Below are 26,288 nucleotides of genomic sequence, written 5' to 3' on the forward strand. Positions count from 1 at the left end.
TTACATTCTGGGTCATCCGTCCAGGTGATAGGTGGTTCGTGGAGTTCAAGGTGCTCGGCCCGCTCGCGGCCTCGGTCCCGCTGCCGTCGGCGGCTCAGCCCCGCCGGGTGCTCGCGGTGCTCCTGGCCCGGCCGAACGAGTTCGTCCACCGGGACACCCTCGTCGACGAACTCTGGCCGCAGGGGCCGCCGTCGAGTGCCGCCGCGGTCGTGCAGATGGCGGTTTCCAAGCTGCGCAAGGCGTTGTCGCCCGGTGTGCCGGTCGACGACGTCCGCCAGCGGCTGCGGTCCGGCCGGAGCGGCTACCGGCTGACGGTGGCGGACGGCGAACTGGACGTCACCGCGTTCTCCGAGCTGACCGCCGCGGCCGCGAAGGCGACCGGAGCCGAGCGCAGGGCCTTGCTCGACCAGGCACTGGGGTTGTGGCGTGGGCGGGCCTTCGCCGACGTGCCCGCCGGTCCGCTGGTGGAGGCGCACCGGCTGTGGCTCGAGGACCAGCGGAGTTCGGTGCTGGGCAAGCTCGTGGAGCTGGAACTGGCGGCCGGTGACCACAAGGCGGTCGCCGAAAGGTTGGGACCCGAACTGGCCGCCTGGCCGGGTGACGAGCGTCTGGCCGGGTGGCTGGCCGAGGCGCTGCACGGGCTCGGGCGGCGGGACGCGGCGCTGGCCGTCCTCGACCGGTGCCGTCAGGCGTTGTGGGAGCACACCGGTGTCTCGCCGGGGGAGGAACTGCTCTCGGCTCATCGCCGGATCGCGGGCACCGGCTGGTCCACGGGCGGCGCGCCGTGCCGTCTGCCGCCGGCGACGCCGGACTTCACCGGCCGGGCCGGGGAACTGGCGGAGGTGGGACGCGCGCTGCGCGGCCCGGCGCCGGTCGTGCTCCATGGAGCGGCGGGGTCGGGGAAGAGCGCGCTGGCCGTCCAGGCCGCGTGGCGGGTGCGCAAGCGGTTCCCGGACGGGCAGCTCGTCGCCGATCTGCGCGACACCGGCGACGTGCTCACCGGGTTCCTCCGCGCGCTCGGCCTCGCGGAGGCGGAGATCCCCGCCGACCGGGCCGGGCGGATCTCGTTGTGGCAGAGCCACACCGCGGACCGGCGGCTGCTGGTGATCCTCGAGAACTGCCGGTCCGAGGCCGAGGTGCGGCCGTTGCTGCCGACCGGGCCCGGCTGTGCGGCGATCGTCACGACACGGCGGCGGCCGGCCGGGCTCGTCGGCGCCAGATTCGTCGAAGTCGGCACCCTGTCCGCCGCGGAGTCACGGGACCTGCTCGGCGTGATCGCCGGAGAGGCCCGGTTGTCCGCCGAACCCGACGCGGTCCGCCGGGTGCTGGCCTGCTGCGACGGTCTCGCGCTGGCCGTGCGGGCAGCGGGAATGAAGCTGTCGCAGCGGCCGAGACTGAGCGTCGCCGAGTTCGCGGCGCGCCTGGAGAACGAGCGCCTGCGCCTCGACGAACTCGCCGTCGGCGACTTCGGTGTCCGCCCGGTGCTCGCCGGCGCGCTCGCCGAGCTGTCGCCACGACAACGGAAGTCCTTGCGGCTGCTCGGTTTCCCCGGCGCCACCGAGTTCGCAGGCTGGTTCGCGGCTGCCATGCTCGGCCGGTCGGAAGGCGAGGCGGCCGAATTGCTCGACGAGCTGGTGGACGACCACCTGCTGCACGCCGAGCCCGATCGAATGGGCGTCGTCCGGTACCGGCTACCGGCCCTGATCCGGCTCGCGCTCCGGGAACCGCCGGATCCCGGAGCCCTTCGGCGCGCGCTGACGGCCATGGCGGCGTTGGCCGAACACGCGCTGGAGGCCCTCGGCGCCGAGTACCCGCCGTCGCGGCGATCGGACGTCCCGGCGGCGGTTTCGGATCGCGTCGCGGCCGACCCGATCGGCTGGCGTGACACGGAAACGGCGAACCTCGCACTCGCCGTCCGGACCGCGAAGAACCACGGCTGGACCGAGCTGGCCATGCGGCTGGCCGACGCCTGCAGCGATCTCGTCGGCCCGGCGAAAGGCGGATCCCCGGCCTGGCTCGGATTCGGCATCGTGCGCGACCGCGTCGATCTCCCCGCCGAGGCGGGAAAGCTGCTCAAGCTCGGGCACGCCCACGCCGACGCGGGGGATCTGGCGCGGGCGCGGACCTGCTTCTCGCTGGCGGAGACCAGGTTCCGCTCCGTGGGTGACCATCCCGGCACCGGGTCCGCGCTCATCGCCCTCGCCGACGTCGACGCAGACACCGGGCGGACCGGTGCGGCGGTCCACGCGCTGAGGGAGGCACTGGACCTGTTGCGGGACTGCGGTGACCTCGCCGGGCAGGCGATGGCGTCGGCGCAGTTCGGCTCGCTGTGGGACGACCTCGGCGATTTCCGGCGGGCACAGGAATGTTTCGACGCGAGCCTGCTGCTTTCGCTCCATTGCGAGGACGGGCGGCAGCACGACAGGTCCGCCAAACGGTACGCCGACGTCCTGCGCCGGAACGGCCGGATGGACGAGGCGGGCGAGCTGCTGACCAGCGCGTTGATCGGCACGCGCAGCTCGCGTGAACGGCACTGGGAGGCCCACGTCCTCCGGAGCTTCGGCGATCTCCACGCGAAGACCGGCGACACGGGGGAGAGCGAACGATGCCTCGCGCGGTCGCTGGAGCTGTTCGAATACGTCGGACACCGGCATGCCGCCGCGTACACGCACCGGAGCTTCGGCGAGTCGTTACGCCTGGCGGGTGAACACGGCCGCGCCGCCGAGCACCTGAACCTGGCGATGAGCACTTTCCGTGAACTCGGAGACCGCCGGGGCGGTGGATACGCCCTGCTCAGCTTCGGGCGGCTGCGGGCCGACGAAGGCGTCGCGTCCGAAGCCGCCGACGGGCTCCGGACCGCGGCGGGGCTGTTCCGTGAACTGGGCTTCCCGGTGTGGGAATTGCGCGCGCTCAAAGGTCTTTCCGCCGTGGACCAGAGCGGCCGCCAGCGGGACCGGGCTCGTGAAGCCTTGACGAAGATCCGCTTCGGGGCGACTCCGGCATAGCCCGGTGGACGACCGCCGGCCGTGGCGTTTGGCGAAGTTATGGCACCGGCGTGTTGACTGCGGCTCAAGTGAGCGGACTTCGCGCCGCCCCGGATTCGCGGCACTGGGGGTGGCGGCGCGTGCTCGTGGCCGGGTGACGCCTTCCGAGGGCAGGAGGCGTCACCCGGTTCGACGGCTAGGACCGGACGTGCAGGATCGCGTCGGCGTCGTTCAGGATCCCTTGGTCGAGCGGGAAGTAACCCTGCCGCGGGGTGGGGTCGGTCCGGACGCTCGCGGGCGGGACCTCGGACGCGGTGAGCAGGCCCCAGTCCGTGGTGACGTGCTTCTGAAGGAACCCTTCGTAGGTATCGGGTTCCGGCTCATCGAGCGCTATGGCGTCGCTTCGGCCGAGGCTGGTCGCGACGAAGACGTAGCGGTCACCGAGCAGCGGGGCCACCAGCGCGCCGGCGGGGAACCAGGTGGTCTCCGTCCCCGCCACCCGCATCGTGCTCGCCTGGCGGCGCAGGTGGAGATTGTGGGCGAAGACCAGCGTCCTGCCCCGGACGGCTTCGGTGGCGCGGATGTCCAGCAGGTTCCGCGCCATGATGGCGTCCCTGGTCGCGGCAAGGGGCGTGTACCGCTCGTGCGGCTCCAGCGGTTCGGCGCATTGCCGGTGGTAGCGCAGCAGATCGATGCCCGCCATGAGGTGGATCTCCGCGCGGGACCAGTCGTCCGTGACCGGTTCCGGTTTCCGGGAGCGGAGCGCGGCGAGCAGATCGGCCGCGATCGCGCGCAGCCGGTAAGCGTCGGCCGAGCCGCCGGGCGACGAAGCCGCGTCCATGACGGCTTCGGTGCGGCTCCAGCGTTCGTCGTCGCCCGCCGGGCCCGCGATGTCGACGTCGACGCGCAGGAAGTCGCGGGCGTACTCGAGGTAGGGCCGCGGACTGGGCGCGGAGGTGTTCTCGGTCTGGGTGTCGAAGCCGTGGAACGAAAGCCGCTCTTCGGGAGGCCGGTTCTCGTTGAACTCGCGCATCCAGGCGATCAGCCGCCTGTTCGCCTCGACGGTACCGAAGACGTGCGAGAACCCTTCGCTCATCGCGAAGTCGAGGGTTCCGGTGCCGTCGCGGACGAAGTCGTTCGCGACGAGCGCGGCCACGCGATCCGTTTCGAGGGCGATCGAGCGGAAGCCGCGGTCGACCAGCTGGGCGAACAGTGTGTTGCGGACGTCCGCGAAGACCGGGGTCGCGTGCGTCGGCTCGCCAAGGGCGAGCAGGTCACAGGAGGGGGTCACGAAGTCTCGGATGTCTTGACTCATGAGGTTCAAGCGTATCGTTGATGCTTCGGTTGAAACTTTGGCCGACTTCTCTCGGTGGCAGCGTATGGAAGTCTCAAACGGAGCGTCAGGTGCCGGATCTCGCGCGAGCCAAGCACCCGCCCCGACTCCTCGCCACCGGCGCCAGCGTCGCGAAAGCCACTTTCGCGACGCCTGATGTCCCGAAAGTGGCTTTCGCGGCACGTTTCGGCCGGCGAAGGAGCACGATGGGCCCCGACGCGGGACCGCGCCCGGACCCCGGTGCCGTAACGCAAGAAAAACACTTCCGGAGAACTCGCCCCCATTCCATTCGTCCGCTATAAAGTTTAAGAACGCTTCGCGCGCGAAGGTGCTTCGCTCGCGAAGCGGCCCTTCGCGGAAATGCGCGAGCGCAAGTTATCAGCAGTTGAGGTGAATCACCGCGTGGCAATCACCGCGCGGCCGGAGTTCGGCCCTAGTTTTGCCCGCATGGTTGAGAAGGATTCGACGGCGCGGACCCGGGAACTGGGCCACCGCATGAAGGCGTTCCGGCAGCGCAGGCACTTCAGCGGAGCCGACGTCAGCCGCCGTAACGGCTGGTTGCAGAGCAAGGTCACGAGGTGGGAACAAGGACTGCGTGAGCTGTCCGTGGTGGACGCGGCGCTGTATCTCGCGACCTGCGGCGAGGCGGAGCCCGAGCGTGACCTGCTGCTGGAACTGACCCAGCCCGGCGGAGACCTGTACTGGGTTCGGCCGTACTTCGACGAACTCGTCGATCCGATGAAATCCCTTGCTATCCAAGAGAATCTCGCGCACACCCTGGTGCGCTACGAGTCACTGACGCTGCCCGGGCTGCTCCAGACCGAACAGTACGCCCGCGCCGCCTTCGAGCTGATCGGCAACCGCGACCAGGCACAGCTGGATCAGGTCGTGAACGCCAGGATGGAGCGGCAGCGGCTGCTGCAGCGCGATCGTCCGCCGCGGTGCCGGTTCTACGTCCACGAGCGCGCGTTGCGTTCGGTCGTCGGAGGGCCACGGATCATGCACGAGCAACTGCTGCACCTCGTCCTGTCGGCGAATTTGCCGTATTGCTCCATTCGCATCGTCCCGGAAAGCGGCGGTGTCGGCACGGTGCTCGAGAATTCGTTCACCATCATGGAATTCACGGAACATCCGGCGGTGGTGTACACGGATTCCTATGCGGCCGGTGTGTTCATCGACGACCGGGTGGCGGTCGAGGCCTATTATTCCCTTGTCGCGAGACTGGAAAGCGATACCCTGACCGAGGAGAGGTCACGGCAAACGCTCGCCGAATGGGCGGACCGGTACGACCGGATGGAGGAGTGAACCGTCCGGGGGTTTCCCGTGGTCACTTCAGGGGGTAATCCTTCCGGGTAGCCGAGAGAAGGAGTTCGTGGTGACGAAGACGCAGGGTGGTGCCCCGGTCGCCGAGACGGAGATCGAGCGGAAGTACGACCTGGCGGCAGACCGGCCCATCCCGCCGCTGGTCCCGGTCGGCCCCGTGACGAACCAGGCCGAGCCGAGGGTCGACGTCCTCGACGCCACGTACTTCGACACGTCCGACTTCCGCCTCGCCCAGGCGGGCATCACGCTGCGGCGGCGGCTGGGCGGGAGCGACGAGGGCTGGCACCTCAAACTCCCGGTCGGCGAAGACCGGCGAGAGGAACTCCGCCTTCCGCTGGGAGGCAAGCCGGACAAGGTGCCGGGCGCGCTGGCGAAGCTGGTCCGGGCGCACACCCTCGGCGCCAAACTCGTCCAGGCCGCGCATCTGCGTACCGAGCGCACTTCGTACGCCTTGCTCGACGCCGGAGGCCGCGAGGTCGCGACGCTGACCGATGACGTCGTCACCGGTGAAGCGGGCGGGGAGAAGGCGCACCTCGACCGCTGGCGGGAGATCGAGATCGAGCTCTCGCCCGGTGCCGATCCCGAAGTGCTCGACAGCTTGGACCACGCGGTCCTGGAAGCGGGCGCGGAGCGGTCGCGCTGGCCGTCGAAGCTCCGGCGCTTGACCGACGAGCTCGTGCCCTCGGCGAGGGGGAAGTCGGGTTCGGTGCTGGCGGATTACCTCGCCGAGCAGCTGGACGCGCTGCGACGCCACGACATCGGGGTCCGCCGCGACGCCGAGGACGCGGTGCACCAGATGCGGGTCGCGAGCAGGCGGTTGCGCAGCGCGCTGCGGACGTTCCGGCGGTCCCTCGATCCGGACGTCGCCGACGGGCTGACCGATGAGCTCCGCTGGCTCGGTGGTGAACTCGGGCCGGCGAGGGACACGGAAGTGATGTCGGCGCGCCTGCACGACGAGGTCAAGGCGCTGCCGGCCGAGCTGGTGCTGGGCAACGTCGAGCAGCTGATGACACGGCACTTCGCGCGCGAGGCCGAGGAGGCCAAGGCACGGGTGATCCGGGCGCTCGACAGCAAGCGGTACACGGAGCTGCTGCGAGCACTGGAAAAGCTCGTCCGCAAACCCCGGAAGATCAAGGACGGCAAGAAGGAACTACGCAAGGCGGTCGCTCGGTCGAGCCGGAAGCTCGGCAAGGCCGTCGCCGCGGCGCGCGAGCTGGAGCCCGGCGCGGAGCAGGACGCCGCTCTGCACGAAGTGCGCAAGAAGGCCAAACGAGCCAGGTACGCGGCGGATACGGTCCGGCCGGTGTCCGGCAGGAAACTTCGAAAATGGCGAAAGAACGTCAAGGCGATGCAGTCCACGCTCGGTACGCATCACGACATCGTGGTCACCCGGGACGTCCTGCGGCTTCTCGGCCTGCGCGCGTACGCCGAGAACGAAAACGCTTTCACCTTCGGGGTTCTGCACGGCCGCTCGATCGCCGCGGCCGAGTCCGCGCACCGGCGCTTCACCGCGGAATGGCAAGACTTGGGTAAAGGTTCTCGCCCGAATTGGCTCAAATGAGGTAGCCCGGGTTGACCTCTCGCCGTCGCCGAGTACCGTCGAGGGAACTTGGTGGTCTGGAGAGAGGCGCCCCCAATGTTGCCTGGCCAGCGTGTACCCGGCGAATCGCCGCCTCTGGCCGTGACCAGCAGCCGCCGCAAGGACGGCGTCCTCGTCCTCACCGCGGTGGGGGAGATCGACGCCGCCACGGTCGGCCGGTTCCGTACCGAGCTCAGCGGTGCCTGTGTCAAAGGAAAGCACGTGATCCTCGACCTCTCCGGCGTCCGCTTCCTCAGCTGTGCCGGGTTGCAGGTGCTCGAGGAGGCGAACGCGGTGTCCCCTCGATTCTCGGTGATCGTGAAGACCGCTTTGGTGTCACGGATTCTGGACGTCAGCGGGGTCGGAGCCGATCTCGACGTCCGGTGGGACCTCGAGGACGTGCGCATCTAGGGCGCGTTTCATAAGCCAAGTTCGCGCCCATCGAACAGGCTTACGAAACACGCCCTAGTCCTGGCCGCCGTCGAGCTCCACCTCGCCGGCCGTGACGTCCGGCAGCAGGCCGCGCCAGCGCGGATTGCGCAGGCAGCCCGCGTCGGTCCAGCCGCCGAAGACGACTTCGCCGACGATGATCGGCCGCGACCAGCGCGCGTCCCGCGCCTGTTTGTCCGGGACGGAGTGGAACGGGGATGTCTTGCGCTCCAAGCGGACCAGCCGCTGGGACAGTTCCGCCAGTTCGTCGCCCGCGAAGCCGACGCCGACGTTTCCGATGTACCGCAGGCCATCCCCGTGCGGGACGCCGAGCAGCAATGAGCTGAACGTGTCCGCCCGGCTGCCGCCACCCGGCCGCCATCCGCCAAGAACCACTTGCTGTACCAGGGTTCCGGTGATGGAAAGCCATTCCCCGGTGCGCCTCCCAGGGTGGTACGCGGAGTCGGCCCGTTTGGCGACGATTCCGGCGAGCCCGTGTTCGCGGGCCGCCCGCGCGACCGCTCCACCGTCCCCGAGGTAATATCGCGGGACCTGCCAATGCGGCCCGGCGAGCCCGAGTTCGTCGAGGAGTTCCCGTCGTTCGGCATAAGGCGTCTCGACACAGGATCGGCCGTCGAGATGCAGCAGATCGTTCACCAGGTAGAACGCCGGATACCGGGACGTGAGCCGTTTCGCGGAATTCTTCGTCGCCCGTGCGCGGTGCCCGAGCCCTTCCGGACTCGGCTTCCCGCCGTCGAAGACGACGATTTCCCCGTCCAGAAACGCTTCCGTGGCACCGAGTTGCTCGCCGAGGCCGCGGAATTCGGGAAACAGCCCGGTGACGTCGTCGCCCGAATCGTCGTAGGCGGTGATCCGTCCGCCGGACACCCGGATCAGCGTCCGGCGCCCGGACCAGTCGAATTCATAGGCCCAGTCCGCGTCTTCGCTCGTCGACGGAAGCCGCCCCGGCTTGCTCAGCATCGGGGCGAGGAAGGAGGGGAGTTCCGCGCGGCCGGGATCGGCCGGGTCGAGCCGTTTGAGCAGCCAGCCGTTGTCCCTGCCGTCCTTCTTCACGTTGAGGAACAGGTATTTCCCGCGCGCTCGCTCGCCGTGGAAGACGACTTCGACCTTGTGGTCGTTGAAGTGCAGCGTTTCGTACCGGCCGGTGTCCCAGATCGTCATGGTGCCGCCGCCGTATTCGCCCGCGGGTATCTCGCCTTCGAAGGTGAGGTATTCCATCGGGTGGTCTTCGGTGTGCACGGCGAGCCGCTCGAGATCCGGCGACATCGGCAGGCCCTTCGGTACCGCCCAGGAGACGAGCACACCGTCCCGTTCGAGGCGGATGTCCCAGTGCAGGCTGCTCGCGTGGTGTTCCTGGATGACGAAGAGATCGTCGGCCCCGGCGTCCCCGTCGCGATCCGGGAGAGGTTCGGGAGTTCGTCCCGGTTTGCGCTTACGGCGGTATTCGCCGAGTTTCTCCGCCATGGCCGGCCAGCGCACCCCTCTTTCGGATCGGGTCACGCAAGCCTAGCGCCGTTCACGGTCCTTTCGTGCGATGAAGGCCCCTTTTCCCACGGTTACAGCAGGAAAAGAGGCCTTCACGCCGATGCGGTTCAGTCGGTCTCGGCCAGTGCCTCCGCGAACTGCGCGGCGTAGAGCCGGGAGTAGGCACCGCCGGTGAGCAGCAGTGTTTCGTGGTCGCCCTGCTCGACGATCGACCCGTTCTCCATCACCAGGATGACGTCCGCGTCGCGGATGGTGGAAAGCCGGTGCGCGATGACGAAACTCGTCCGCCCTTCGCGCAGCGAGTTCATCGCCCGCTGGATCAGCACCTCGGTCCGCGTGTCGACGGAACTGGTGGCCTCGTCGAGGATGAGGATCGCGGGTTTCGCCAGGAACGCCCGCGCGACGGTGATCAGCTGTTTCTCACCGGCGCTGACCGTGCCGCCCTCGTCGTCGATCACCGTGTCGTAGCCGTCCGGAAGGGTGCGGACGAACCGGTCGACGTGGGTCGCCTTGGCGGCCGCGACGACCTCGTCGTGCGTGGCGCCCTCCGAACCGTAGGCGATGTTCTCCGCGATGGTGCCGCCGAACAGCCACGCGTCCTGCAGCACCATGCCGGTCTTGGCCCGCAGGTCCTCGCGGTCCATCCCGGCGATGTCGACGCCGTCGAGGGTGATCCGGCCACCGTCGAGTTCGTAGAACCGCATGAGCAGGTTGACCAGCGTGGTCTTCCCCGCGCCGGTCGGGCCGACGATGGCGACGGTGTGCCCCGGTTCGACGGTGAGCGACAGGTCCTCGATGAGCGGCGTGTCCTCGGTGTACCGGAACGACACGTGCTCGAACTCGACCTGCCCCCGCACATCCTCGACCCGTGCGGGTTCGGCGGGCTCGGGTTCCTGCTCGTCCGCGTCGAGCAGTGCGAAGACCCGCTCCGCGGACGCGATGCCGGACTGCAGCAGGTTCGCCATGCTGGCGATCTGCGTGACCGGCTGGCTGAATTGCCGTGAATACTGGATGAACGCTTGGACGTCGCCGAGCGACAGGGTTCCGGACGCCACCCGCAGCGCGCCGATCACGGCCACGAGCACGTAGCTCAGGTTGCCGATGAACATCATCGCGGGCTGGATGGTGCCCGAGATGAACTGCGCCTTGAAGCTCGCGCCGTACAGGGTGTCGTTGTGCTCACGGAAGACCTCTTCGGCCTCCTCGCGGCGGCCGAACACCTTGACCAGCGAGTGCCCGGTGTACATCTCCTCGATATGCGCGTTGAGCCGTCCGGTGGTGGACCACTGCTTGATGAACTGCGGCTGCGCCTTCTTGCCGATCTTGGCCGCGACGAGGACCGACGCCGGCACCGAAAGCAGCGCGACGAGGGCAAGCAGGGGCGAGATGACGAACATCATCACCAGCACGCCGACGACCATCAGCAGCGACGACACGATCTGCGCGAGGGTCTGCTGAAGGGACAGCGCGAGATTGTCGATGTCGTTGGTCGCCCGGCTCAGCACCTCGCCGCGCGGCTGGCGGTCGAAGTAGCTCAGCGGGAGCTTGGCGAACTTCTCCTCGATCCGCTCCCGCAGGTCGAACACCGCCCGCTGGACCAGGTTCGTGGTCAGCCTGGCCTGCAGCAGCGAGAAGAACGACGCCACGATGTAGAGCAGCAGCACCCACAACAGGACCTGGCCGACGGCGTCGAGGTCGATGCGCTGGCCGGGGACGAAATCGATCCCCGAGTACAGGTCGGCGACGGTGTTGTCGCCCGCCGCCCGCAGCCCGGCGATGATCTGTTCCTTGCTCACTCCCGCGGGCATGTCCTTCGCGACGACGCCCGCGAAGATGAGGTCCGTGGCCATCCCGAGGATCTTCGGGCCGATGACGCTCAGCGTGACACTGGCGATGCCGAAGATCAGGATGCCGTAGAGCATGGCGCGCTGCGGTTGCAGCAGGCGCAGCAGCCGTTTCAGAGATCCCTTGAAGTCCAAGGCCTTTTCGGCGGACGGTCCGCCCATGAAGCCGGCGGGGCCACGGCCGAGACTGCCGCCTCCGGGGCCGGGTCCCCGCGCGGCGCTCGCGCGCTCGCCCACCGGTTTGGCCGGGGTGTCCGAAGAAGACTGTGTGGATTCGGGCGCGCTCATCAGGCGGCCTCCTGCTCGGTCAGCTGGGACAGCACGATCTCCCGATAGGTCTCGTTCGTGTCCATGAGTTCGGTATGGGTTCCGCTGCCGACGACGCGGCCTTCGTCTAGCACGACGATGCGGTCGGCGTGGCGGATCGTGCTGACCCGCTGCGCGACGATGACCACGGTCGCCTCGGCGGTCTCGGCCGTGAGCGCCCGCCGCAGCGCGGCATCGGTCGCGTAGTCGAGCGCGGAGAAGGAGTCGTCGAAGAGGTAGATCTCGGGGCGCCGCACCAGCATCCGCGCGATCGCGAGCCGCTGCCGCTGCCCGCCCGAGACGTTGGTCCCGCCCTGGGCGATGGGGGAGTTCAGCCCCTCGGGCATCCGCTCGACGAAGTCCTTGCCCTGGGCCACCTCCAGCGCGTGCCAGAGCTCTTCGTCGGTGGCGTCGGATTTGCCGTAGCGGAGATTGCTCGCGACCGTCCCGGCGAACAGGTACGGCTTCTGCGGCACCAGCCCGACGGCGTCGGACAGCACGGTCTGATCCAGCTCCCGGACGTCGACGCCGTCGACCCGCACGGAGCCGCCGGTGGCGTCCATCAGCCGGGGGATCAGGTTGAGCAGCGTGGTCTTGCCGCTGCCCGTGCTGCCGATGATCGCGGTGGTCTCCCCGGGCAGGGCCAGCAGCGAGATCTCCTGGAGCACCGGCTTCTCCGCGCCGGGGTACCGGAATTCCACATCGGACAGTTCGAGCCGTCCGTGCACCTCGCCGGGGCTGACCGGGTTCGCCGGGAGGACGACGCTGGTGTGCGTGTCGAGCACCTCGGTGATGCGTTCGGCGCTGACCTCGGCGCGGGGCACCATCATGAACATGAAGGTGGCCATCATGACCGCCATCAGGATCTGCATCAGGTACGACAGGAACGCGGTGAGCGCGCCGATCTGCATGCTGCCGTCGTCGATGCGCAGCCCGCCGAACCACAGCACGGCGACGCTGGAGGCGTTCATCACCAGCATGACGATGGGGAACATCAGGGCCATCAGCCTGCCGACGACGAGCGAGACGTCCAGCAGTTCGGTGTCGGCCTTGGTGAACCGTCGCCGTTCGTGCGTGTCCTTGACGAACGCCCTGATCACGCGGATGCCCATGATCTGCTCGCGCAGGATCTGGTTGATCTTGTCGATGCGCTCCTGCATCAGCCGGAACGCCGGGCGCATCTTCGCGATGATGACCCCGACCGAGACACCCAGGATCGGCACCGCGAGCACGAGCAGCCACGAGAGGGTGACGTCCTGGTTCAGCGCCATGATGATGCCGCCGAAGCACATGATCGGCGCGGACACCATCAGGGTGAAGGCCATCAACGTCAGCATCTGCACCTGCTGGACGTCGTTCGTGGTGCGGGTGATCAGCGACGGCGTCCCGAACTGGCCGACCTCACGGGCGGAGAAGTCCTGGACGCGGTGGAAGATCGCGCCGCGGACGTCCCGGCCGACCGCCATCGCGGTCCGGGCGCCGTAGTAGACGGCGCCGATCGAACAGGCGATCTGCACCAGCGACACCAGCAGCATGACGCCGCCGACACCGAGGATGTAGTCGATGTCGCCGGTGACCACACCGCTGTCGATGATGTCGGCGTTCAGGGTGGGGAGGTAGAGCCCGGCGAGGGTCTGGACGAACTGCAGCAGCACGATGAGCCACAGGTCTCGCCGGTACGGGCGCAGGTGGATGCGCAACAGCTTGGTCAGCACAACGGTTTCTCCCCAGTGGTGGGTCGGGTGTTACTGCTTCTTCGGTTTCGTCACCGGTTCGGGGCCGGTGAGCGAGGGGACGCCCGCGGCGGCCTCGCGCAGAAGGGCCGCTGCCGTCTCCAGGAACGGCTCGGCACCCTCGTTCATCAGCCAGTGGAAGAACGCCGTCTTCACCGCGGACTCCACGATGGCCGCCATCAGCCGGGCGTTCAACGCGTTTTCCGGGCCGGCGCCCGCCCGTTCGAGGATCCCCTCCGCCAGCACCCGTTCGACGGTGGCGTGCGCCTTGAGGAACTCACCGTGCACCGACGGGTGCAGGATCATCGAGCGCGCGACCTTCACCGAGTCGCGGTCCGGCTCTCCGTCACGGCCGTAGGTCTCCAGCGTCGCGGCGCTGACGGCTTCCCACAACGGCTCCTCCGGTGGCCTTTCGCGCAGGGCTTCCAGCACCCGTTCCTGCCGTTCGACGATGAACGAGCAGATCGCCTCCTCCTTGCTGGAGAAGTAGTTGTTGAACGTGCGCGGGGAGACGCCCACGGCGTTGGCGATGTCTTCGACGCGGACCAGCTCGACGCCTTTCTCCGCGGCGAGTTTGAGCGCTGCCTCGCTCATGGCGCGACGGGCCGCGCGCTTCTTGCGTTCGCGCAGCCCCAGCGGCGGGTTCGGGTCGGCGGCCATGCGTTCAGCCTAGGGAAAAGTTGCGGGGTGCGCAAATTAATGCGCGGCACGCACTTTTCGGCCATCCTCCGTGGCGAGGAACACGCAGATGCAGCCGAATGGCCTAGCGCGCCGCGCTCACCAGCCGTAACGCGTTCGTGACCACGTCACTGCCAGCGGTTGAACGGGAACCGACTGTGGACACGGATAGTGACTTCTGCTTGCATGGCCGTCGTTGTGCTGGGGAGTGCGACACGGGTCCGGGTATGCGAAGAGAAAGAAGTGGAAGCACATGGTGACGCGGGCTCGAGGCTTGCTTGACCGCTCACGGGTTCTTCTGGACCGTTCCAGGGTCGCCGCGGCGCAGTTCCTCGCCGCCCCGCCCCGGCACGCTCCGTCGGCTCCGCCTGCCGAACCGGAGGTGGAGCAAAGGCCCGCCGTGGAGGCGCCGGACGCCGGCGCGCTCGCCGGGGTCTGCTCCAATGTCGCGCTGCGCGACCTCAACCTGCTCGACCAGCTGCTCGCGCAGCTGGAGACGATGGAGGCGGGGGAGGAGAACTCCGACCGCCTCGCCGAGCTCTACCGGCTCGACCACCTGGCGACCCGGTTGCGGCGCAACGCCGAGAACCTGCGCGTCCTCGCCGGCCGCGATGCCGACGACACGACGGCCGGGATCTCGTCCGTGCTCGACGTGATGCGGGCCGCGATGTCGTCGATCGACCACTACTCGCGGATCACGATCGGCCGGGTCGTTTCGCTCGGTGTCGTCGGGTTCGCCGCCGAAGACGTCAGCCGGATCCTCGCGGAACTGTTCGACAACGCCGCGAACCAGTCTTCGCCGAGTTCGCCGGTCAGCGTCAGCGCGCACCTCACCGAACAGGGCAGCGTGCTGATCCGCATCGAGGACGAGGGCATCGGCATGCCACCCGAACGCCTCGCGGCGCTGAACGAGCGGCTGGCGGCCGGTCCGGTGCTCGACGACGATTCCGTGCGGCATATGGGACTCGCGGTCGTCGGCAGGCTCGCCGACCGGCACGAGATCACCGTCAAACTCGACCGCCGCACCCCGCACGGCACGGTCGCGACTGTACTGCTGCCGGTCCCGGTGGTCTCGGAACTGGCCGAGAAGCAGTGGTCCGGTTCGCAGACCGTCGTGCTGCCGCAGGCCAGGATCACCAACGGCGCGCCCGTCGGCGACGCGGTCGCGACACCGTCCGGGCTGCCGCGGCGACGCCCGGCTCCCTCGGCCGCACCGGAACCGCAACGGAAGCCCAGCCCCCGACCGCGCACGGCCTTCGAGCCGCCCGCCGACGGTGGCACCACGGCGAGCGGCCTGCCGCGCCGCGTTTCCCGCAGTATCAGGACTTTGCCCGACGAACCGGCCCCGCCGACCACCCCGCCCGCCGACACGGCGGACGGGCACGAGGCGCTGCTGGCCGACCTCGATGCCTTCACCGACGGCGAGCGTGCCGCCCTCGACGACCGGCACGAGCGTGAGACCGGAGGAAACACCCAGTGACCGCCCAGGACGCGACCACGGATTTCACGTGGTTGCTCGACGACTTCGTGCGCAAGGTGCACGGTGCCAGCCACGCGCTGATCATGTCCGTCGACGGTTTCCCTTTGACCGCTTCGGAATCGGTGTCCAGCGACGACGCCGAGCAGCTCGCGGCCATCGCGAGCGGCCTGCTCAGCCTCGCGGGCAACAGCGCGGCGCTGTTCGGCAAGGGCAACTGCGAGCAGATCATCATCCGGCTCACCCGCGGGTACTTCCTGTTCATGGGGATCGGTGCCGAGGCGGGGCTCGCGGTGCTCACCGAACCGGACTGCGACATGAAGGTCGTCGCCTACGAGATGACCCAGTTCATCACCAACGCCGGTCACGCGCTCACCCCCGAGGTGCGAGCGGGACTCCGGCAGGTCCTGACCGCCCGACGGCCGCAGGCCTGAGAATCCGGAGAAGGAAGGGATGACCGTGTCCAGCGACCAATCTCCGGACCGGCCCGTCAAGATGCGCAGCCGCAGAATCCGGCCGTACGCGCTGACCGGCGGCCGGACCAAGAGCAGCCAGCTGCTGCTGGTGGAGACCCTGATCTCGGTCCCGCGCTACGACCCGTCACTCGCCGAGGCGCTGATGCCCGAATCGCGCTCGCTGTACGAGCGCGCCCGGGATCGCTCGTCGATCGCCGAGCTTTCGGTGGGACTGGATCTGCCCTTGGGCGTGGTCCGGGTGCTCGTCGGCGACCTCGCCACCCAGGGTGCGGTCTTCGTGCACCCGACGGCCCACGCCTACAACCACGATACGAACGTGCTCGAGAGGATCCTCGATGGACTCAAGCGCCTCCCGGTCTGACCCCAGTCTGCTGGCGATTTCCGCCAAGATCGTGGTCGCCGGTGGATTCGGCGTTGGCAAGACGACCTTCGTCGGCTCCGTCTCCGAGGTCCCCCCGCTGAGCAACGAGGCCTGGATGACCGAGGCGGGCGCCGGCGTCGACGAGCTGGTGCCACCCGGAACCAAATCCACCACCACGGTCGCGATGGACTTCGGCCGGATCACCCTGCGTGAAGACCTGCTCCTGTACCTGTTCGGCACCCCCGGCCAGGCCCGGTTCTGGTTCCTCTGGGACGACCTCTCGCGCGGCGCGCTCGGCGCCGTCGTACTGGTCGACACCAGCCGGATCGACCAGTCGTTCGCCGCGATCAACTACTTCGAGAACGACTCCGAGCTGCCGTTCATCGTCGCGGTCAACCAGTTCGAGGGCATGCCGGTGCACGACCTCGAAGAGGTGCGCGACGCGCTGGCGCTGTCCCCGGACATCCCGCTGGTCACCTGCGACGCCCGCGACCCGAAGTCGGCGGTCGCGACGTTGCAGGAACTGGTGTCGCACACGCTGTCCCTCGCCGTGGTCTCCGGACCGGGGCGGGAATTCGCCGCACTCGGCTGAACAGTTTCCGGGAGGAACACAGAGGATGCGCAAGGTTCTGATCGTCGGTGCCGGGCAGTCGGGGTTGCAGCTGGCCTTGAGCCTGCTCGCCCACGACTACGACGTCACGGTGATGTCGGCGCGGACGCCGGACGAGATCCGGTCCGGCAAGGTGATGTCGACCCAGTGCATGTTCCATTCCGCTCTGCAGCACGAGCGGGACCACAAGCTGAACCTGTGGGAGGACGAGACCGTCAAGGTCGAGGGGCTCGGCGTTTCCATCGCGGGGCCGGACTCCAGCCGGGTGCTGGACTGGTTCGGGCCGCTGGAGCACTACGCGCAGTCGGTCGACCAGCGGGTGAAGATGGCCGCCTGGCTGGAGCTGGTGGAGGATCGCGGCGGCAAGGTCGTCATCCACGGCGTCACCACCTCGGATCTGGCGCCGCTGGCGAAGCTGTACGACCTGGTCGTCATCGCCGCGGGCAAGGGCGAGCTGGTCCAGCTGTTCGACCGGATCCCGGAGCGTTCGCCCTACACCGAACCCCAGCGCGCGCTCTCGCTGGCTTACGTGCACGGTGTCGAGCGGCGGCCCGAGCACCCGGACACGGCGGCGGTGCGGTTCAACATCATCCCCGGCGTGGGTGAGCTGTTCATGATCCCCGCGTACACGCTGAGCGGGAACTGCGACATCCTCTTCTTCGAGGGGATCCCCGGCGGCCCGCTCGACTGCTGGGACGACCGGCCGACGCCGCAGCAGCATCTCGACCGGATCCTGTCGCTGATGAAGCAGTTCCTCCCGTGGGAGTACGAGCGGTCCCGGAACGCCGTGCTGACCGACGACAAGGCGACGCTGGCGGGCGGGTACACGCCGGTCGTGCGGAACGCGGTCGGCAAACTGGACTCGGGGACCGCGGTGCTCGGCATGGCCGACGTCGTGGTGGCCAACGACCCGATCACCGGCCAGGGCTCCAACAACGCGAGCCACTGCGCGGCGTCCTATCTGGACTCGATCCTCGAGCGCGGCGACAAGCCGTTCGACGAGGAGTGGATGTCCGCCTCGTTCGAGAAGTACTGGGAGTACGCCCAGCACGTGACGATCTGGACCAACGCGATGCTGCAGCCGCCGCCCCCGCACGTGCTCCAGATCATCGGCGCGGCGGGGGAGAAGCCCGCCGTGGCGCGGCGGTTCGCGAACGGGTTCTCCGATCCGACCGACTTCCAGCACTGGTTCCTTGACCCCGCGAAAGCCGAGAAGTACCTGGCCGAGGTCTGATTCCGGGACCGCGACAGTCCCGCGATCGGGTTCGCGGGGCTGTCGCGGTGCGCCGTTTCGGGCTACCGTGGTCACCGTGTGTGAGTACGGTCGGTGACGGCAGCGGAGGTGCGGCTCGATGCGTTCGATGTGGAAGGGCTCGGTGTCCTTCGGGCTGGTGAGCATCCCGATCCAGCTCTACGCGGCCACCGAGAACAAGAACGTCTCGCTGCGCCAGGTGCACGAGGCCGACGGCGGCCGGATCCAGTACAAGCGGTTCTGCACGATCGACGGCGAGGAAGTGCCCTACGCCGAGATCGCCAAGGGCTACGAACTGCCCGACGGCGAGATGGTCGTGCTCACCGACGAGGACATGTCCGAGCTGCCGCTCGCGTCGTCGCGGGCGATCGACGTACTCGAGTTCGTGCCGCTGGAGTCCATCGACCCGATCCAGTTCGACAAGACCTACTACCTCGAACCGCAGAAGAACGCCGTCAAACCGTACGTGGTCCTGCGTGACGCGCTGCAGAAGGCGAGCCACGTGGCGGTCGCGAAGGTCGCCATCCGGCAGCGGGAGACGCTCGCGATCCTGCGGGTCCACAGCGATGTCCTGACGATGACGACGATGTTGTGGCCCGACGAGGTCCGCGTCCCCGATTTCGGGTTCCTGCACGAGGATCCGCCGCAGGTGCGGCCGCAGGAGCTGACGATGGCGGGCTCGCTGATCGACTCGCTCTCGGAGCCCGTCTTCGAGCAGGAGAAGTACAGCGATTCGTACCGCGAGGCGCTGGAAGCCATGATCGAGGCCAAGGCCGCGGGCAACCAGACGGCGAAACCGAAGGCCGTCGGCGCGAAGGCCGACGTCGTCGACCTCATGGAGGCCTTGCAGGCCAGTGTGAGCGAGGCGAAGAAGAGCCGGAAGCCCGCGGCGGCGAAGAAGGCCACAGCGGCCAAGAAACCCGCGTCGGCCAAGCGAACCCCGAAGAGCGCCTGACTCTCCTTTGTGGACGGTTGTGCCCGGTGTCACCGCGCCGGGTGCCCCGACACGCCGCGCGTATGCCGAAATTTGTCGCCCCTCGATGGTAGTAAGGCAATCGAGGAGAACTTTTCCGAAGCGATCTTCGATCTGATCGCGGGAGGCGGCATGAACATGGAGTGCGCGTTCTGCGCCGGCGAGCTCGATCACTGCCACGGGACCCTGGTGGTCCACGTCGACGGTGGTTTCACCGAATGCAGCGAAGACGGCTGCGTCGACCTCGACTTCACCCGGCACACGCTGACGATCGACTGTTTCGACGTCGACGGAGGCTGCTCGTGTGCGGAGATGGCGGCCCAGCTGCTGCTACGGGCTTCTTGACCGGCGGCCAATACACCAATCCGGCCCGATTCGGGAGTTCGTGCCCGATTGCCACTCGAAGGTGTATGCGTTCGTGTACATCGCGGCCGGGAATGTGTTAACTATGACGGGGTCCTCCGGCTCTCCCTCCCCCTCGGAGCCGGGGGACCCCTTCATGTCACGGTGCTTCCTTCGCGGTGTCGTGGATCGGCGCCCCGTTGTAGGAGCGTATGGCCTCCCAGACACCGTCTCCGTCCGCGTAGTCACGCGCGGGCAGCGTGCCCAGAGGGCCCAGGACGTCGTCGCCCGCTCCGGCCGCGGCGGCGGCCCGTAGGAGTTCGTCGCGTCCACACGGGTACTTCGCGCCCGTCAGGTACGGGCGAGGGTCCGTCCCTGGCATCGGCTCTCCCTCCTTCTCCTCGTTCGCGGCGGATACCCGGCGATCGGGGAACGAAAACGGCCCGGGCACCTGACGTGAGGGGAACGCCAGGTGCCCGGGCCGTTTTTCAGCGCCGGTACCGGGGGCTCGGTACCGGTTCGGTCCGGTGCTCAGTACCAGTGGGCGCGACCGCCGATGGCCTTCCCGGTGTTCCCGAGAACGGCCAGGATGATGCCGATGACCGCCAGCGCGATCCCGATCGAGTACAGGACGGGGATGCTGGCGATGACACCGACGACAATCAGGATGACGCCGAGAATGATCACGGGAACACCTTCTCCTTCGTAGTCGCCCGGCCCGAGTGCTGCCGGGGTGTGGCTACTGGAGGGATTCCCGCCTCGATCGGGGTGAAAACAGGTCCATCCGGCCGAAGTTATCACGCATTCGGCCTAATGGACGTCAGGTTCGTAAGTGGTAAGGACGGTTCTCCGTGAAGGCCTCCTTCCCTACCTTCAGGGTAGGCAAGGAGGCCTTCACGGACTTGCGCGTTGGCGAGAGCAAGGCGGCGGTGGCGTGGTCGGCCTAACGGCCTCCTGAGTGGCAAGACGGTTGGAACCGTCCTTGCCACTCACGAGGCCGGTCGGGCTCAGTACCGGTAGTGGTCCAGCTTGTACGGGCCCTCGACGTCCACGCTGATGTACTCGGCCTGGCGCTTGGTCAGCTTCGTCAGCCGGACGCCCAGCGCGTCGAGGTGCAGGCGGGCCACCTTCTCGTCGAGGTGCTTCGGCAGCACGTGGACGTCGGTGGTGTACTCGCCCTGCTTCGTGAACAGCTCGATCTGCGCGATCGTCTGGTTGGTGAAGGAGTTCGACATCACGAAGCTCGGGTGGCCGGTCGCGTTCCCGAGGTTCATCAGCCTGCCTTCGGACAGCACGATGATCGAGTGCGTCTCGCGGTCCGCAGTCGCGGGGAAGACCCACTCGTGCACCTGCGGCTTGATCTCGATCTTCTGGATGCCCGGGATCTTCGCGAGGCCGGCCATGTCGATCTCGTTGTCGAAGTGCCCGACGTTCGCGACGATCGCGTTGTGCTTCATCTTGGCCATCTGGTCGGCCATGATGATGTCGAAGTTGCCGGTGGTGGTGATGAAGATGTCGCCGCGCTCGACGACGTCGTCGAGTTCCACGACGTCGAGGCCCTCCATCGCCGCCTGAAGCGCGCAGATCGGGTCGATCTCGGTGACGACCACGCGGGCCCCCTGGCCACGCAGCGATTCCACGGCGCCCTTGCCGACGTCGCCGTAGCCGCAGACGACCGCGACCTTGCCCGCGATCATCACGTCGGTGCCGCGGTTGAGGCCGTCGATGAGCGAGTGGCGGATGCCGTACTTGTTGTCGAACTTCGACTTCGTCACCGAGTCGTTCACGTTCATCGCCGGGAAGAGCAGCTCGCCGTCCTTTGCGAGCTTGTAGAGCCGCTTGACGCCGTTGGTGGTCTCCTCGGTGACCCCGCGGACCTCCTTGGCGATCCGGGTGAACCGGCTGGTGTCGCGGCCGAGGCTTTCGCGCAGCGTCTCCAGCACGAGGCCGTACTCTTCGCCGTCTTCCTCGGTCGCCTGCGGGACTGCGCCCGCGGCCTCGAACTCGACGCCCTTGTGGATCAGCAGGGTCGCGTCGCCGCCGTCGTCCAGGATCATGTTCGGGAGGCGGCCGTCGCCGAAGTCGAAGAGCTGGTCGGTGCACCACCAGTACTCGGCTAGGGTCTCACCCTTCCACGCGAACACCGACGAGCCCGACGGGTTCTCGACGGTGCCGTCCGGGCCGACGACGACGGCCGCGGCCGCCTCGTCCTGCGTGGAGAAGATGTTGCAGGACACCCAGCGCACCTCGGCGCCCAGCGCGACGAGCGTCTCGATCAGCACGGCGGTCTGCACGGTCATGTGCAGTGAACCCGCGACCCGCGCGCCCTTCAACGGCTGCGAGCCGGCGTATTCGCGGCGCAGCGCCATCAGGCCGGGCATCTCGACCTCGGCGAGGCGCAGCTGCTTGCGGCCGGCCTCGGCCAGGGAGAGATCGGCGACGGCGAATTCGATCCCGTTGACCTTGGACAGGGTCGGGCTCATGGGTTCTCCAATCATCAGGGAAGGCAGGGCGGAGCGGTCCTTTTCGCCGGTGGCGGGAAGGACGATGTCAGTGCGGGGGTTTCAGTGCTCGGCCTCGAAGGCCGGAAAAGGGTTCGGACGCAACAAAGGCACCTCCACAGTGGGAGGCGCCCTTACGTCTGTCGCGGCGGGCCGAGCGTGGCGGAAGAATTCCGTCGCAGCGCCTCTCGACCCGGAACCAGAATGGCAAAGCGCCGCGAGCGCTGTCAAGGCGACGCGGATCGCTCCGCAGTCGAGAGGAATTCGGCGCGGACACCCAGCAGGCGGACCGGTCTGCCGAGGTCGAACATGCCGAGCACGGCCAGCGCCGCCTTCTCGATTTCGGCGGGATCGGAGGTTCGTGCGGGCAGGGTCATGCTGTGCGTATGGGTCCGGAACGGGGCGAACCGGACCTTGACCGCGACCCGCGCGGCGGGCCTGCCTTCCTCGGCGACGTCCTGTGAGACGCGTTTCGCCAGCGCGACGACCTCCGCGGACATGGCCTCGGGATCGGAGATGTTCTGCTGAAAGGTCGTCTCGCGGCTACGGGATCGCGCGACGTACGGAGTCGCGGTGACCTCGGCGTCGCCGATTCCGCCGGCGAGGACCCGGTACCAAGGACCGAGCTTCGGCCCGAATCGGGCCGCTAGGTCCGCCGGATCGGCACCCGCCAGCTCCAGCACGGTGTGGTAGCCGGCCTCGGCGAGCTTCTTCGTCGTCTTGCTGCCGATGCCCCACAGGGCGTCCGTCGGCCGCTCGGCCATGACGTCCCACCAGTTGTCCTGGACGAGCCGGAAGATCCCCGCGGGTTTGGCGAATCCGGTGGCGAGTTTGGCGCGAAGTTTGTTGTCCCCGATACCGACGGAGCAGGAAAGGCCGGTCTCCTCGGCCACTATCCGCCGGATGTCGGCGGCGAGGGCTTCGGGATCGTCGGTGGTGACGCCGAGGAACGCTTCGTCCCAGCCGAGCACTTCGACGACCACGGGGAACTCCCGCAATACCGCCATCACCCGATCGGACACCTCTTGGTACGCGGGTGCGTCCGTGGCGAGGAAGATCGCGTCAGGGCAGCGTTTCGCGGCGGTTCGCAAGGGCATCCCGGACTGGATGCCGAACTCCCGCGCCTCGTACGACGCCGTCGCCACCACGGCCCGTTCCGTGGGATCGCCCGTGCCGCCGACGACGACGGGCTTACCGCGCAGCTCAGGCCGCCGGGCGACCTCGACCGCCGCGATGAACTGGTCGAGGTCGACGTGAAGTACCCACTCCCCGGCGGCCATGGAACCGAGCTTAGGACCGTTCGGCGATCTCGTCGCGCATCCGCTGCTCGTTCGCCTGCAGCTCCGGGGTGAAGTTCTCGCCGAAGTCCTCGGCCTCGAGGATCTTGCGGACCTCGAGCACGGTGTCGCCGGTCGGGGGAGTGGGGCAGCGCTTCGCCCACTCGATGGCTTCGGCACGCGAAGGGACGTCGACGATCCAGAAGCCACCGACGAGTTCCTTGGCTTCGGTGAACGGGCCGTCGGTGACGGTGGCCCCGGCCGCGTTGAGCGTGACCCGTGCGCCCTTCGAGCTTTCCTGCAGGCCTTCGCCACCGACCAGCACCCCGGCGTCGAGCATCTCCTGGTTGAACTTCGCCATGGCGGTCAGAGCCTCCATCGGCGGCAGCTTCCCGGCTTCGGAATCCTCGTCCGCCTTGATGATGATCATGAACCGCATGCGTCTTCCTCCCAGTGAACCGGACGTATCGGCCGGACTCTACCGGTGGACGGGAAGACGATCAGGCGCGCCCGAACCGGGAAAGATGCACGATCACCGCCGCGGTCACGGTGATCATTCCCATCAAGAGCAGGGCCGGGCTGTTCACCACGATGCCGAGCAGCATCAACAGTCCCGCGGTGATGTCGAGGCTGAGGACGAGCGCCAGCCGGAGCAGCGGGGGCCGGGCGGGCCTGCCGGAGCGGAGTTGGGCGGCCAGGGCCGGCTCGGTGAGCTCGAACCAGCGCTCGATCTTTTCCAGCTCTTGCCGATCATGATGGCTCAGCATCGGTTTCTCCTTCGGCGCGCCCCGGCCGTCGACATCCACGGAATACCCAGGGGGAGGGCCGGGTAAGCATCGAATTTCAGCAAGCGTCGTATAACGACCTATACGCCTCGCGAGCGAAGATCCTTCGAAGCCCTAACCATTGCGCCATTGGGGGTTTCGGGGCGCCGAAAGATCGTCAAGGAGGGGAAAGGCTCGGTAGTTTCCACGCTTGTGGCCAGGGCGGCCGCGGCAGCGCCATCTGGGAGGACGCGAGCGATGACCATCCCCACCGAACCGATCGGCAGTATTCCCCGTCCCGGCTATCTCGTCGAAGCGCTCGGTGAGTACGCGGCGGGGCGCCTCGACGCCGACGGACTCGGCGAGTCGCAGGAAAAAGCTCTCGTGGAGACCATCGAACGGTTCGAGGCGACTGGCTCGCCGGTCATCACCGACGGCGAACAGGGCAAACCGAGTTTCGCCACGTATCCCTTGGCGGGCCTCGCTTCGCTGGCGCCGGACGGCGTCGTCATCCCGTTCGCCGACGGGCACACCCGGCAGCTTCCGAGGCTGACCGCCGGGTCGTTCCGCTATCAGACCTACGCCGACAGCTATCTGCGTGAGGCCAAGAAGTACGCGACGCGGCCGGTGAAGCAGGCGGTGATCGCGGCTTCGGCGATCAGTCTCGTCTATCCCGGTGAAGAATTGGCCGGATACGACAAAGAACAGTTCATCGCCGACCTGGTGAACGAGGCCGAGGCCGACATCCGCCGCAGCCTCGACGCGGGTGCGGACAGCGTCCAGATCGACTTCACCGAAGGCCGGCTGTCGCTGAAGCTCGATCCGTCCGGCGGCCTGCTGAAGTCCTTTGTGGACCTGAACAACACCGTACTGGACCGGTTCTCCGAGGAGGAGCGGAAGAAGATCGGCGTGCACACCTGCCCCGGTGGGGACCAGGACTCCGTGCACAGCCTGGACGTCGACTACGCCGGGCTGCTGCCGACGTTGTTCGAGCTGAAGGTGGGCAACGTCTACGTCCAGCTGGCCAGCGAGCCGGATCCCGAGCGGGCACTGCGGGTGATCGCCGAGCACTCTCGCCCGGAGCAGCGGGTCTTCGTCGGCGTGACCGATCCGATCGACCCGCGCGTCGAAACCGCCGAAGAGGTGCGGGACAGGGTCCTGCAGGCGGCGCGGTACATCCCGCCGGACCGGCTGGGCACCTGCGACGACTGCGGTTTCTCACCGTTCGCCGACGACACCTCGACGTCGCGGGAGATCGCGTTCGCCAAGATCGCCGCCCGCGTCGAAGGTACGCGCCTCGCCGCCGAATCCCTCTGACGTCCTGTGATGGGCGCCTTCGGTCAGTTCTGCACCGCGACCCGGATGCCGAGGCCGACCAGGAAGGTGCCCATCACCGCGTCCATCGTGCGACGCACCCTGCCGGAGCTGAAGAACCTCCGCAGCGAACCGACCAGCGTCGCCAGGACGAAGGTCCAGACGACGGCGACCGTGGTGGCCAGCACGGCCAGCTGCAGGGTTTGCGCGGTCGAGGCCGAATGAGGGAGGAACTGGGGGATCAGCGCGAGGAAGAACATCGCGACCTTCGGATTGAACAGGTTGGTGAGCAATCCCTGCCGGAAGGCCTCCTTGGGCGCGACGACCGGTGCGACCTTGTCCTTGATCTCGCTGTAGTCGCCGCGGCGCACCGCCAGCCACGCCTTGACACCGAGGAAGATCAGGTACGCGGCGCCGATCAGCTTCACCACGGTGAAGGCGATGGCCGACGCGGTGAGGATCGCGGCGACCCCGAGCGCGATCGCGACCACCCAGACGAAGACGCCGAGCGCGATCCCGAGTCCGGCGGCGATCCCGGCCTTGCGCCCGCCGAGGATCGCGCTGCGGGTCACCACCAGGAAATCCGGGCCCGGTGCCATCGCGCCGAGCAGGCAGATCAGGACGAACGAGAGTGCGGTGGCCCCGGAGATCATGTCCGGATGCTATCCGGCTCGTCGATGCCCCTGGCCATCACGGCGCCCGGTACGTCGACGCCGTCGGGCGTCGTGACGATCACCCGTTCGACTTCGGTGAAGCCGAACGACCGGTACAGCGGAACGCCGGGCAGGGTCGCTGTCAGGGTCAGCGAGGTGAAGCCCTCGGCCTTCGCGGCGAGACGACAGGACTCGAGGATCGCGCGCCCGAGACCGCGGCGGGTCCAGTCGCCGCGGACGAACATGGCGCGCACGCGCGCGGGTTCGGTGGCCGGGTCGAGCGGACGGTCGTCGTCCGACGCGTCGCCGGCGCCCGCGTGGGTCTTGTTGCGTCTGCTCCAGCCCCCGCAGGCGACGATCTCGCCGTCCGCCTCGTGCACGAAGTAGGTGCCGTCCTCGATCAACCGGAGGTCGAGGCGCGCGATGTGGTCGGCGGCGCTCGCGGTCTGCCGCTCGTCGTAGAACCGGGGGAACAACTCCAGCACCGAGGCCCGCATCAGCGCCGCGATGGCGGGAGCGTCGGCGAGGGCGGCCGTCCGCTGCGGAGGCGTGTACGTCGTCATGTCGCGGAAG

25 protein-coding genes are annotated in these 26,288 nt (G+C 68.2%); 12 read left to right on the forward strand and 13 right to left on the reverse strand.

What is annotated here, in order from left to right; all coding sequences use genetic code 11:
- Window positions 1-38 precede the first annotated feature (38 nt).
- Entirely contained in the window at window positions 39-3,005 is a 2,967-nt protein-coding gene (locus ACXIZN_RS10100) for a BTAD domain-containing putative transcriptional regulator (protein WP_457953882.1), read from the forward strand.
- A gap of 175 nt (window positions 3,006-3,180) precedes the next feature.
- On the opposite strand, the gene ACXIZN_RS10105 is transcribed toward ACXIZN_RS10100, so the two are convergent.
- Complete coding sequence (locus ACXIZN_RS10105; protein WP_457953883.1) at window positions 3,181-4,299, reverse strand: erythromycin esterase family protein; 1,119 nt, start codon at window positions 4,297-4,299, stop codon at window positions 3,181-3,183.
- Between the two features lie 465 nt (window positions 4,300-4,764).
- Here ACXIZN_RS10105 and ACXIZN_RS10110 point away from each other — a divergent pair, with 465 nt between their 5' ends.
- The 3 genes from ACXIZN_RS10110 (at window position 4,765) to ACXIZN_RS10120 (ending at window position 7,630) form a co-directional block, all read left to right on the forward strand.
- Window positions 4,765-5,622: a helix-turn-helix domain-containing protein gene (locus tag ACXIZN_RS10110; protein WP_457960492.1), complete on the forward strand. Its 858-nt coding sequence runs from the start codon at window positions 4,765-4,767 to the stop codon at window positions 5,620-5,622.
- 70 nt (window positions 5,623-5,692) lie between these two features.
- Entirely contained in the window at window positions 5,693-7,201 is a 1,509-nt protein-coding gene (locus ACXIZN_RS10115) for a CYTH and CHAD domain-containing protein (protein ID WP_457953884.1), read from the forward strand.
- 120 nt (window positions 7,202-7,321) lie between these two features.
- A complete protein-coding gene (locus ACXIZN_RS10120) occupies window positions 7,322-7,630 on the forward strand; it encodes an STAS domain-containing protein (RefSeq protein WP_457953886.1) in 309 nt (102 codons plus the stop codon).
- Between the two features lie 54 nt (window positions 7,631-7,684).
- Here the strand turns inward: ACXIZN_RS10120 and ACXIZN_RS10125 are convergent, their stop codons facing one another.
- The 4 genes from ACXIZN_RS10125 to ACXIZN_RS10140 all read right to left on the reverse strand — a co-directional run bounded on the left by ACXIZN_RS10125 (window position 7,685) and on the right by ACXIZN_RS10140 (window position 13,697).
- Complete coding sequence (locus tag ACXIZN_RS10125) at window positions 7,685-9,133, reverse strand: DNA polymerase ligase N-terminal domain-containing protein (protein WP_457953887.1); 1,449 nt, start codon at window positions 9,131-9,133, stop codon at window positions 7,685-7,687.
- Between the two features lie 128 nt (window positions 9,134-9,261).
- Window positions 9,262-11,286 (reverse strand): ABC transporter ATP-binding protein, encoded by a 2,025-nt coding sequence (locus tag ACXIZN_RS10130; protein ID WP_457953888.1) that lies wholly within the window; start codon window positions 11,284-11,286, stop codon window positions 9,262-9,264.
- Entirely contained in the window at window positions 11,286-13,019 is a 1,734-nt protein-coding gene (locus tag ACXIZN_RS10135; RefSeq protein WP_457953889.1) for an ABC transporter ATP-binding protein, read from the reverse strand. Before ACXIZN_RS10135 ends, ACXIZN_RS10130 begins: the two co-directional genes overlap by 1 nt.
- Before the next feature lie 30 nt (window positions 13,020-13,049).
- The gene (locus ACXIZN_RS10140) at window positions 13,050-13,697 is read right to left on the reverse strand and encodes a TetR/AcrR family transcriptional regulator (RefSeq protein ID WP_457953890.1); all 648 of its coding nucleotides are present in this window, start codon (window positions 13,695-13,697) and stop codon (window positions 13,050-13,052) included.
- Between the two features lie 271 nt (window positions 13,698-13,968).
- Between ACXIZN_RS10140 and ACXIZN_RS10145 the strand changes: the two genes are divergently transcribed.
- The 7 genes from ACXIZN_RS10145 to ACXIZN_RS10175 all read left to right on the forward strand — a co-directional run bounded on the left by ACXIZN_RS10145 (window position 13,969) and on the right by ACXIZN_RS10175 (window position 19,209).
- Window positions 13,969-15,195 carry a sensor histidine kinase gene (locus ACXIZN_RS10145; protein ID WP_457953892.1) on the forward strand — a complete coding sequence of 409 codons (1,227 nt, stop codon included), beginning with the start codon at window positions 13,969-13,971 and terminating at the stop codon, window positions 15,193-15,195.
- Entirely contained in the window at window positions 15,192-15,626 is a 435-nt protein-coding gene (locus ACXIZN_RS10150; RefSeq protein WP_005159022.1) for a roadblock/LC7 domain-containing protein, read from the forward strand. Before ACXIZN_RS10145 ends, ACXIZN_RS10150 begins: the two co-directional genes overlap by 4 nt.
- A gap of 19 nt (window positions 15,627-15,645) precedes the next feature.
- The gene (locus tag ACXIZN_RS10155) at window positions 15,646-16,029 is read left to right on the forward strand and encodes a DUF742 domain-containing protein (protein ID WP_125683188.1); all 384 of its coding nucleotides are present in this window, start codon (window positions 15,646-15,648) and stop codon (window positions 16,027-16,029) included.
- Window positions 16,004-16,621, forward strand: a complete 618-nt coding sequence (locus tag ACXIZN_RS10160) for a GTP-binding protein (RefSeq protein ID WP_457953894.1) — start codon at window positions 16,004-16,006, stop codon at window positions 16,619-16,621. The genes ACXIZN_RS10155 and ACXIZN_RS10160 overlap by 26 nt, the downstream gene beginning before the upstream one ends.
- A 25-nt stretch (window positions 16,622-16,646) precedes the next feature.
- A complete protein-coding gene (locus tag ACXIZN_RS10165; protein WP_126734589.1) occupies window positions 16,647-17,873 on the forward strand; it encodes a styrene monooxygenase/indole monooxygenase family protein in 1,227 nt (408 codons plus the stop codon).
- A gap of 118 nt (window positions 17,874-17,991) precedes the next feature.
- Window positions 17,992-18,846, forward strand: coding sequence for a non-homologous end joining protein Ku (ku, locus tag ACXIZN_RS10170; protein WP_126734588.1), 855 nt, complete (start codon window positions 17,992-17,994; stop codon window positions 18,844-18,846).
- Between the two features lie 150 nt (window positions 18,847-18,996).
- Window positions 18,997-19,209 carry a hypothetical protein gene (locus tag ACXIZN_RS10175; protein ID WP_457953896.1) on the forward strand — a complete coding sequence of 71 codons (213 nt, stop codon included), beginning with the start codon at window positions 18,997-18,999 and terminating at the stop codon, window positions 19,207-19,209.
- A 157-nt stretch (window positions 19,210-19,366) separates the two neighbouring features.
- Here the strand turns inward: ACXIZN_RS10175 and ACXIZN_RS10180 are convergent, their stop codons facing one another.
- From ACXIZN_RS10180 to ACXIZN_RS10205, 6 genes are all read right to left on the reverse strand, one after another.
- Window positions 19,367-19,588: a DUF2795 domain-containing protein gene (locus ACXIZN_RS10180; protein WP_192742064.1), complete on the reverse strand. Its 222-nt coding sequence runs from the start codon at window positions 19,586-19,588 to the stop codon at window positions 19,367-19,369.
- A gap of 149 nt (window positions 19,589-19,737) precedes the next feature.
- Window positions 19,738-19,893, reverse strand: coding sequence for a DUF6131 family protein (locus tag ACXIZN_RS10185; protein ID WP_007034891.1), 156 nt, complete (start codon window positions 19,891-19,893; stop codon window positions 19,738-19,740).
- Window positions 19,894-20,213: 320 nt separating this feature from the next.
- Window positions 20,214-21,689 (reverse strand): adenosylhomocysteinase, encoded by a 1,476-nt coding sequence (ahcY, locus tag ACXIZN_RS10190; RefSeq protein WP_457953897.1) that lies wholly within the window; start codon window positions 21,687-21,689, stop codon window positions 20,214-20,216.
- A 245-nt stretch (window positions 21,690-21,934) separates the two neighbouring features.
- Window positions 21,935-22,987, reverse strand: a complete 1,053-nt coding sequence (locus tag ACXIZN_RS10195; RefSeq protein WP_457953899.1) for a DNA polymerase IV — start codon at window positions 22,985-22,987, stop codon at window positions 21,935-21,937.
- Between the two features lie 10 nt (window positions 22,988-22,997).
- A complete protein-coding gene (locus ACXIZN_RS10200; protein WP_457953900.1) occupies window positions 22,998-23,423 on the reverse strand; it encodes a YciI family protein in 426 nt (141 codons plus the stop codon).
- Window positions 23,424-23,484: 61 nt separating this feature from the next.
- Window positions 23,485-23,751 (reverse strand): DUF3040 domain-containing protein, encoded by a 267-nt coding sequence (locus ACXIZN_RS10205; RefSeq protein ID WP_257486254.1) that lies wholly within the window; start codon window positions 23,749-23,751, stop codon window positions 23,485-23,487.
- Window positions 23,752-24,006: 255 nt separating this feature from the next.
- Here ACXIZN_RS10205 and ACXIZN_RS10210 point away from each other — a divergent pair, with 255 nt between their 5' ends.
- On the forward strand, window positions 24,007-25,065 hold the full coding sequence (locus ACXIZN_RS10210; protein ID WP_457953901.1) for a cobalamin-independent methionine synthase II family protein: 1,059 nt from the start codon (window positions 24,007-24,009) through the stop codon (window positions 25,063-25,065).
- Between the two features lie 23 nt (window positions 25,066-25,088).
- On the opposite strand, the gene ACXIZN_RS10215 is transcribed toward ACXIZN_RS10210, so the two are convergent.
- Together ACXIZN_RS10215 and ACXIZN_RS10220 are read right to left on the reverse strand one after the other, a co-directional pair.
- Window positions 25,089-25,715, reverse strand: coding sequence for a LysE family translocator (locus tag ACXIZN_RS10215; protein ID WP_457953902.1), 627 nt, complete (start codon window positions 25,713-25,715; stop codon window positions 25,089-25,091).
- Window positions 25,712-26,278: a GNAT family N-acetyltransferase gene (locus ACXIZN_RS10220; RefSeq protein ID WP_457953903.1), complete on the reverse strand. Its 567-nt coding sequence runs from the start codon at window positions 26,276-26,278 to the stop codon at window positions 25,712-25,714. Before ACXIZN_RS10220 ends, ACXIZN_RS10215 begins: the two co-directional genes overlap by 4 nt.
- Between the last annotated feature and the right edge of the window lie 10 nt (window positions 26,279-26,288).

It is taken from the genome of Amycolatopsis sp. TRM77291 (genome assembly GCF_054166285.1).

Bases quoted from the DNA above. Each gene is read 5' to 3' on its own strand.
- ACXIZN_RS10105 (WP_457953883.1), bottom strand. From the start codon at position 4,299: ATGAGTCAAGACATCCGAGACTTCGTGACCCCCTCCTGTGACCTGCTC.
- ACXIZN_RS10110 (WP_457960492.1), top strand. From the start codon at position 4,765: ATGGTTGAGAAGGATTCGACGGCGCGGACCCGGGAACTGGGCCACCGC.
- ACXIZN_RS10125 (WP_457953887.1), bottom strand. From the start codon at position 9,133: ATGGCGGAGAAACTCGGCGAATACCGCCGTAAGCGCAAACCGGGACGA.
- ACXIZN_RS10130 (WP_457953888.1), bottom strand. From the start codon at position 11,286: ATGAGCGCGCCCGAATCCACACAGTCTTCTTCGGACACCCCGGCCAAA.
- ACXIZN_RS10140 (WP_457953890.1), bottom strand. From the start codon at position 13,697: ATGGCCGCCGACCCGAACCCGCCGCTGGGGCTGCGCGAACGCAAGAAG.
- ACXIZN_RS10145 (WP_457953892.1), top strand. From the start codon at position 13,969: ATGGTGACGCGGGCTCGAGGCTTGCTTGACCGCTCACGGGTTCTTCTG.
- ACXIZN_RS10155 (WP_125683188.1), top strand. From the start codon at position 15,646: ATGACCGTGTCCAGCGACCAATCTCCGGACCGGCCCGTCAAGATGCGC.
- ACXIZN_RS10160 (WP_457953894.1), top strand. From the start codon at position 16,004: ATGGACTCAAGCGCCTCCCGGTCTGACCCCAGTCTGCTGGCGATTTCC.
- ACXIZN_RS10165 (WP_126734589.1), top strand. From the start codon at position 16,647: ATGCGCAAGGTTCTGATCGTCGGTGCCGGGCAGTCGGGGTTGCAGCTG.
- ku (WP_126734588.1), top strand. From the start codon at position 17,992: ATGCGTTCGATGTGGAAGGGCTCGGTGTCCTTCGGGCTGGTGAGCATC.
- ACXIZN_RS10175 (WP_457953896.1), top strand. From the start codon at position 18,997: ATGAACATGGAGTGCGCGTTCTGCGCCGGCGAGCTCGATCACTGCCAC.
- ACXIZN_RS10180 (WP_192742064.1), bottom strand. From the start codon at position 19,588: ATGCCAGGGACGGACCCTCGCCCGTACCTGACGGGCGCGAAGTACCCG.
- ahcY (WP_457953897.1), bottom strand. From the start codon at position 21,689: ATGAGCCCGACCCTGTCCAAGGTCAACGGGATCGAATTCGCCGTCGCC.
- ACXIZN_RS10195 (WP_457953899.1), bottom strand. From the start codon at position 22,987: ATGGCCGCCGGGGAGTGGGTACTTCACGTCGACCTCGACCAGTTCATC.
- ACXIZN_RS10200 (WP_457953900.1), bottom strand. From the start codon at position 23,423: ATGCGGTTCATGATCATCATCAAGGCGGACGAGGATTCCGAAGCCGGG.
- ACXIZN_RS10205 (WP_257486254.1), bottom strand. From the start codon at position 23,751: ATGCTGAGCCATCATGATCGGCAAGAGCTGGAAAAGATCGAGCGCTGG.
- ACXIZN_RS10210 (WP_457953901.1), top strand. From the start codon at position 24,007: ATGACCATCCCCACCGAACCGATCGGCAGTATTCCCCGTCCCGGCTAT.
- ACXIZN_RS10215 (WP_457953902.1), bottom strand. From the start codon at position 25,715: ATGATCTCCGGGGCCACCGCACTCTCGTTCGTCCTGATCTGCCTGCTC.
- ACXIZN_RS10220 (WP_457953903.1), bottom strand. From the start codon at position 26,278: ATGACGACGTACACGCCTCCGCAGCGGACGGCCGCCCTCGCCGACGCT.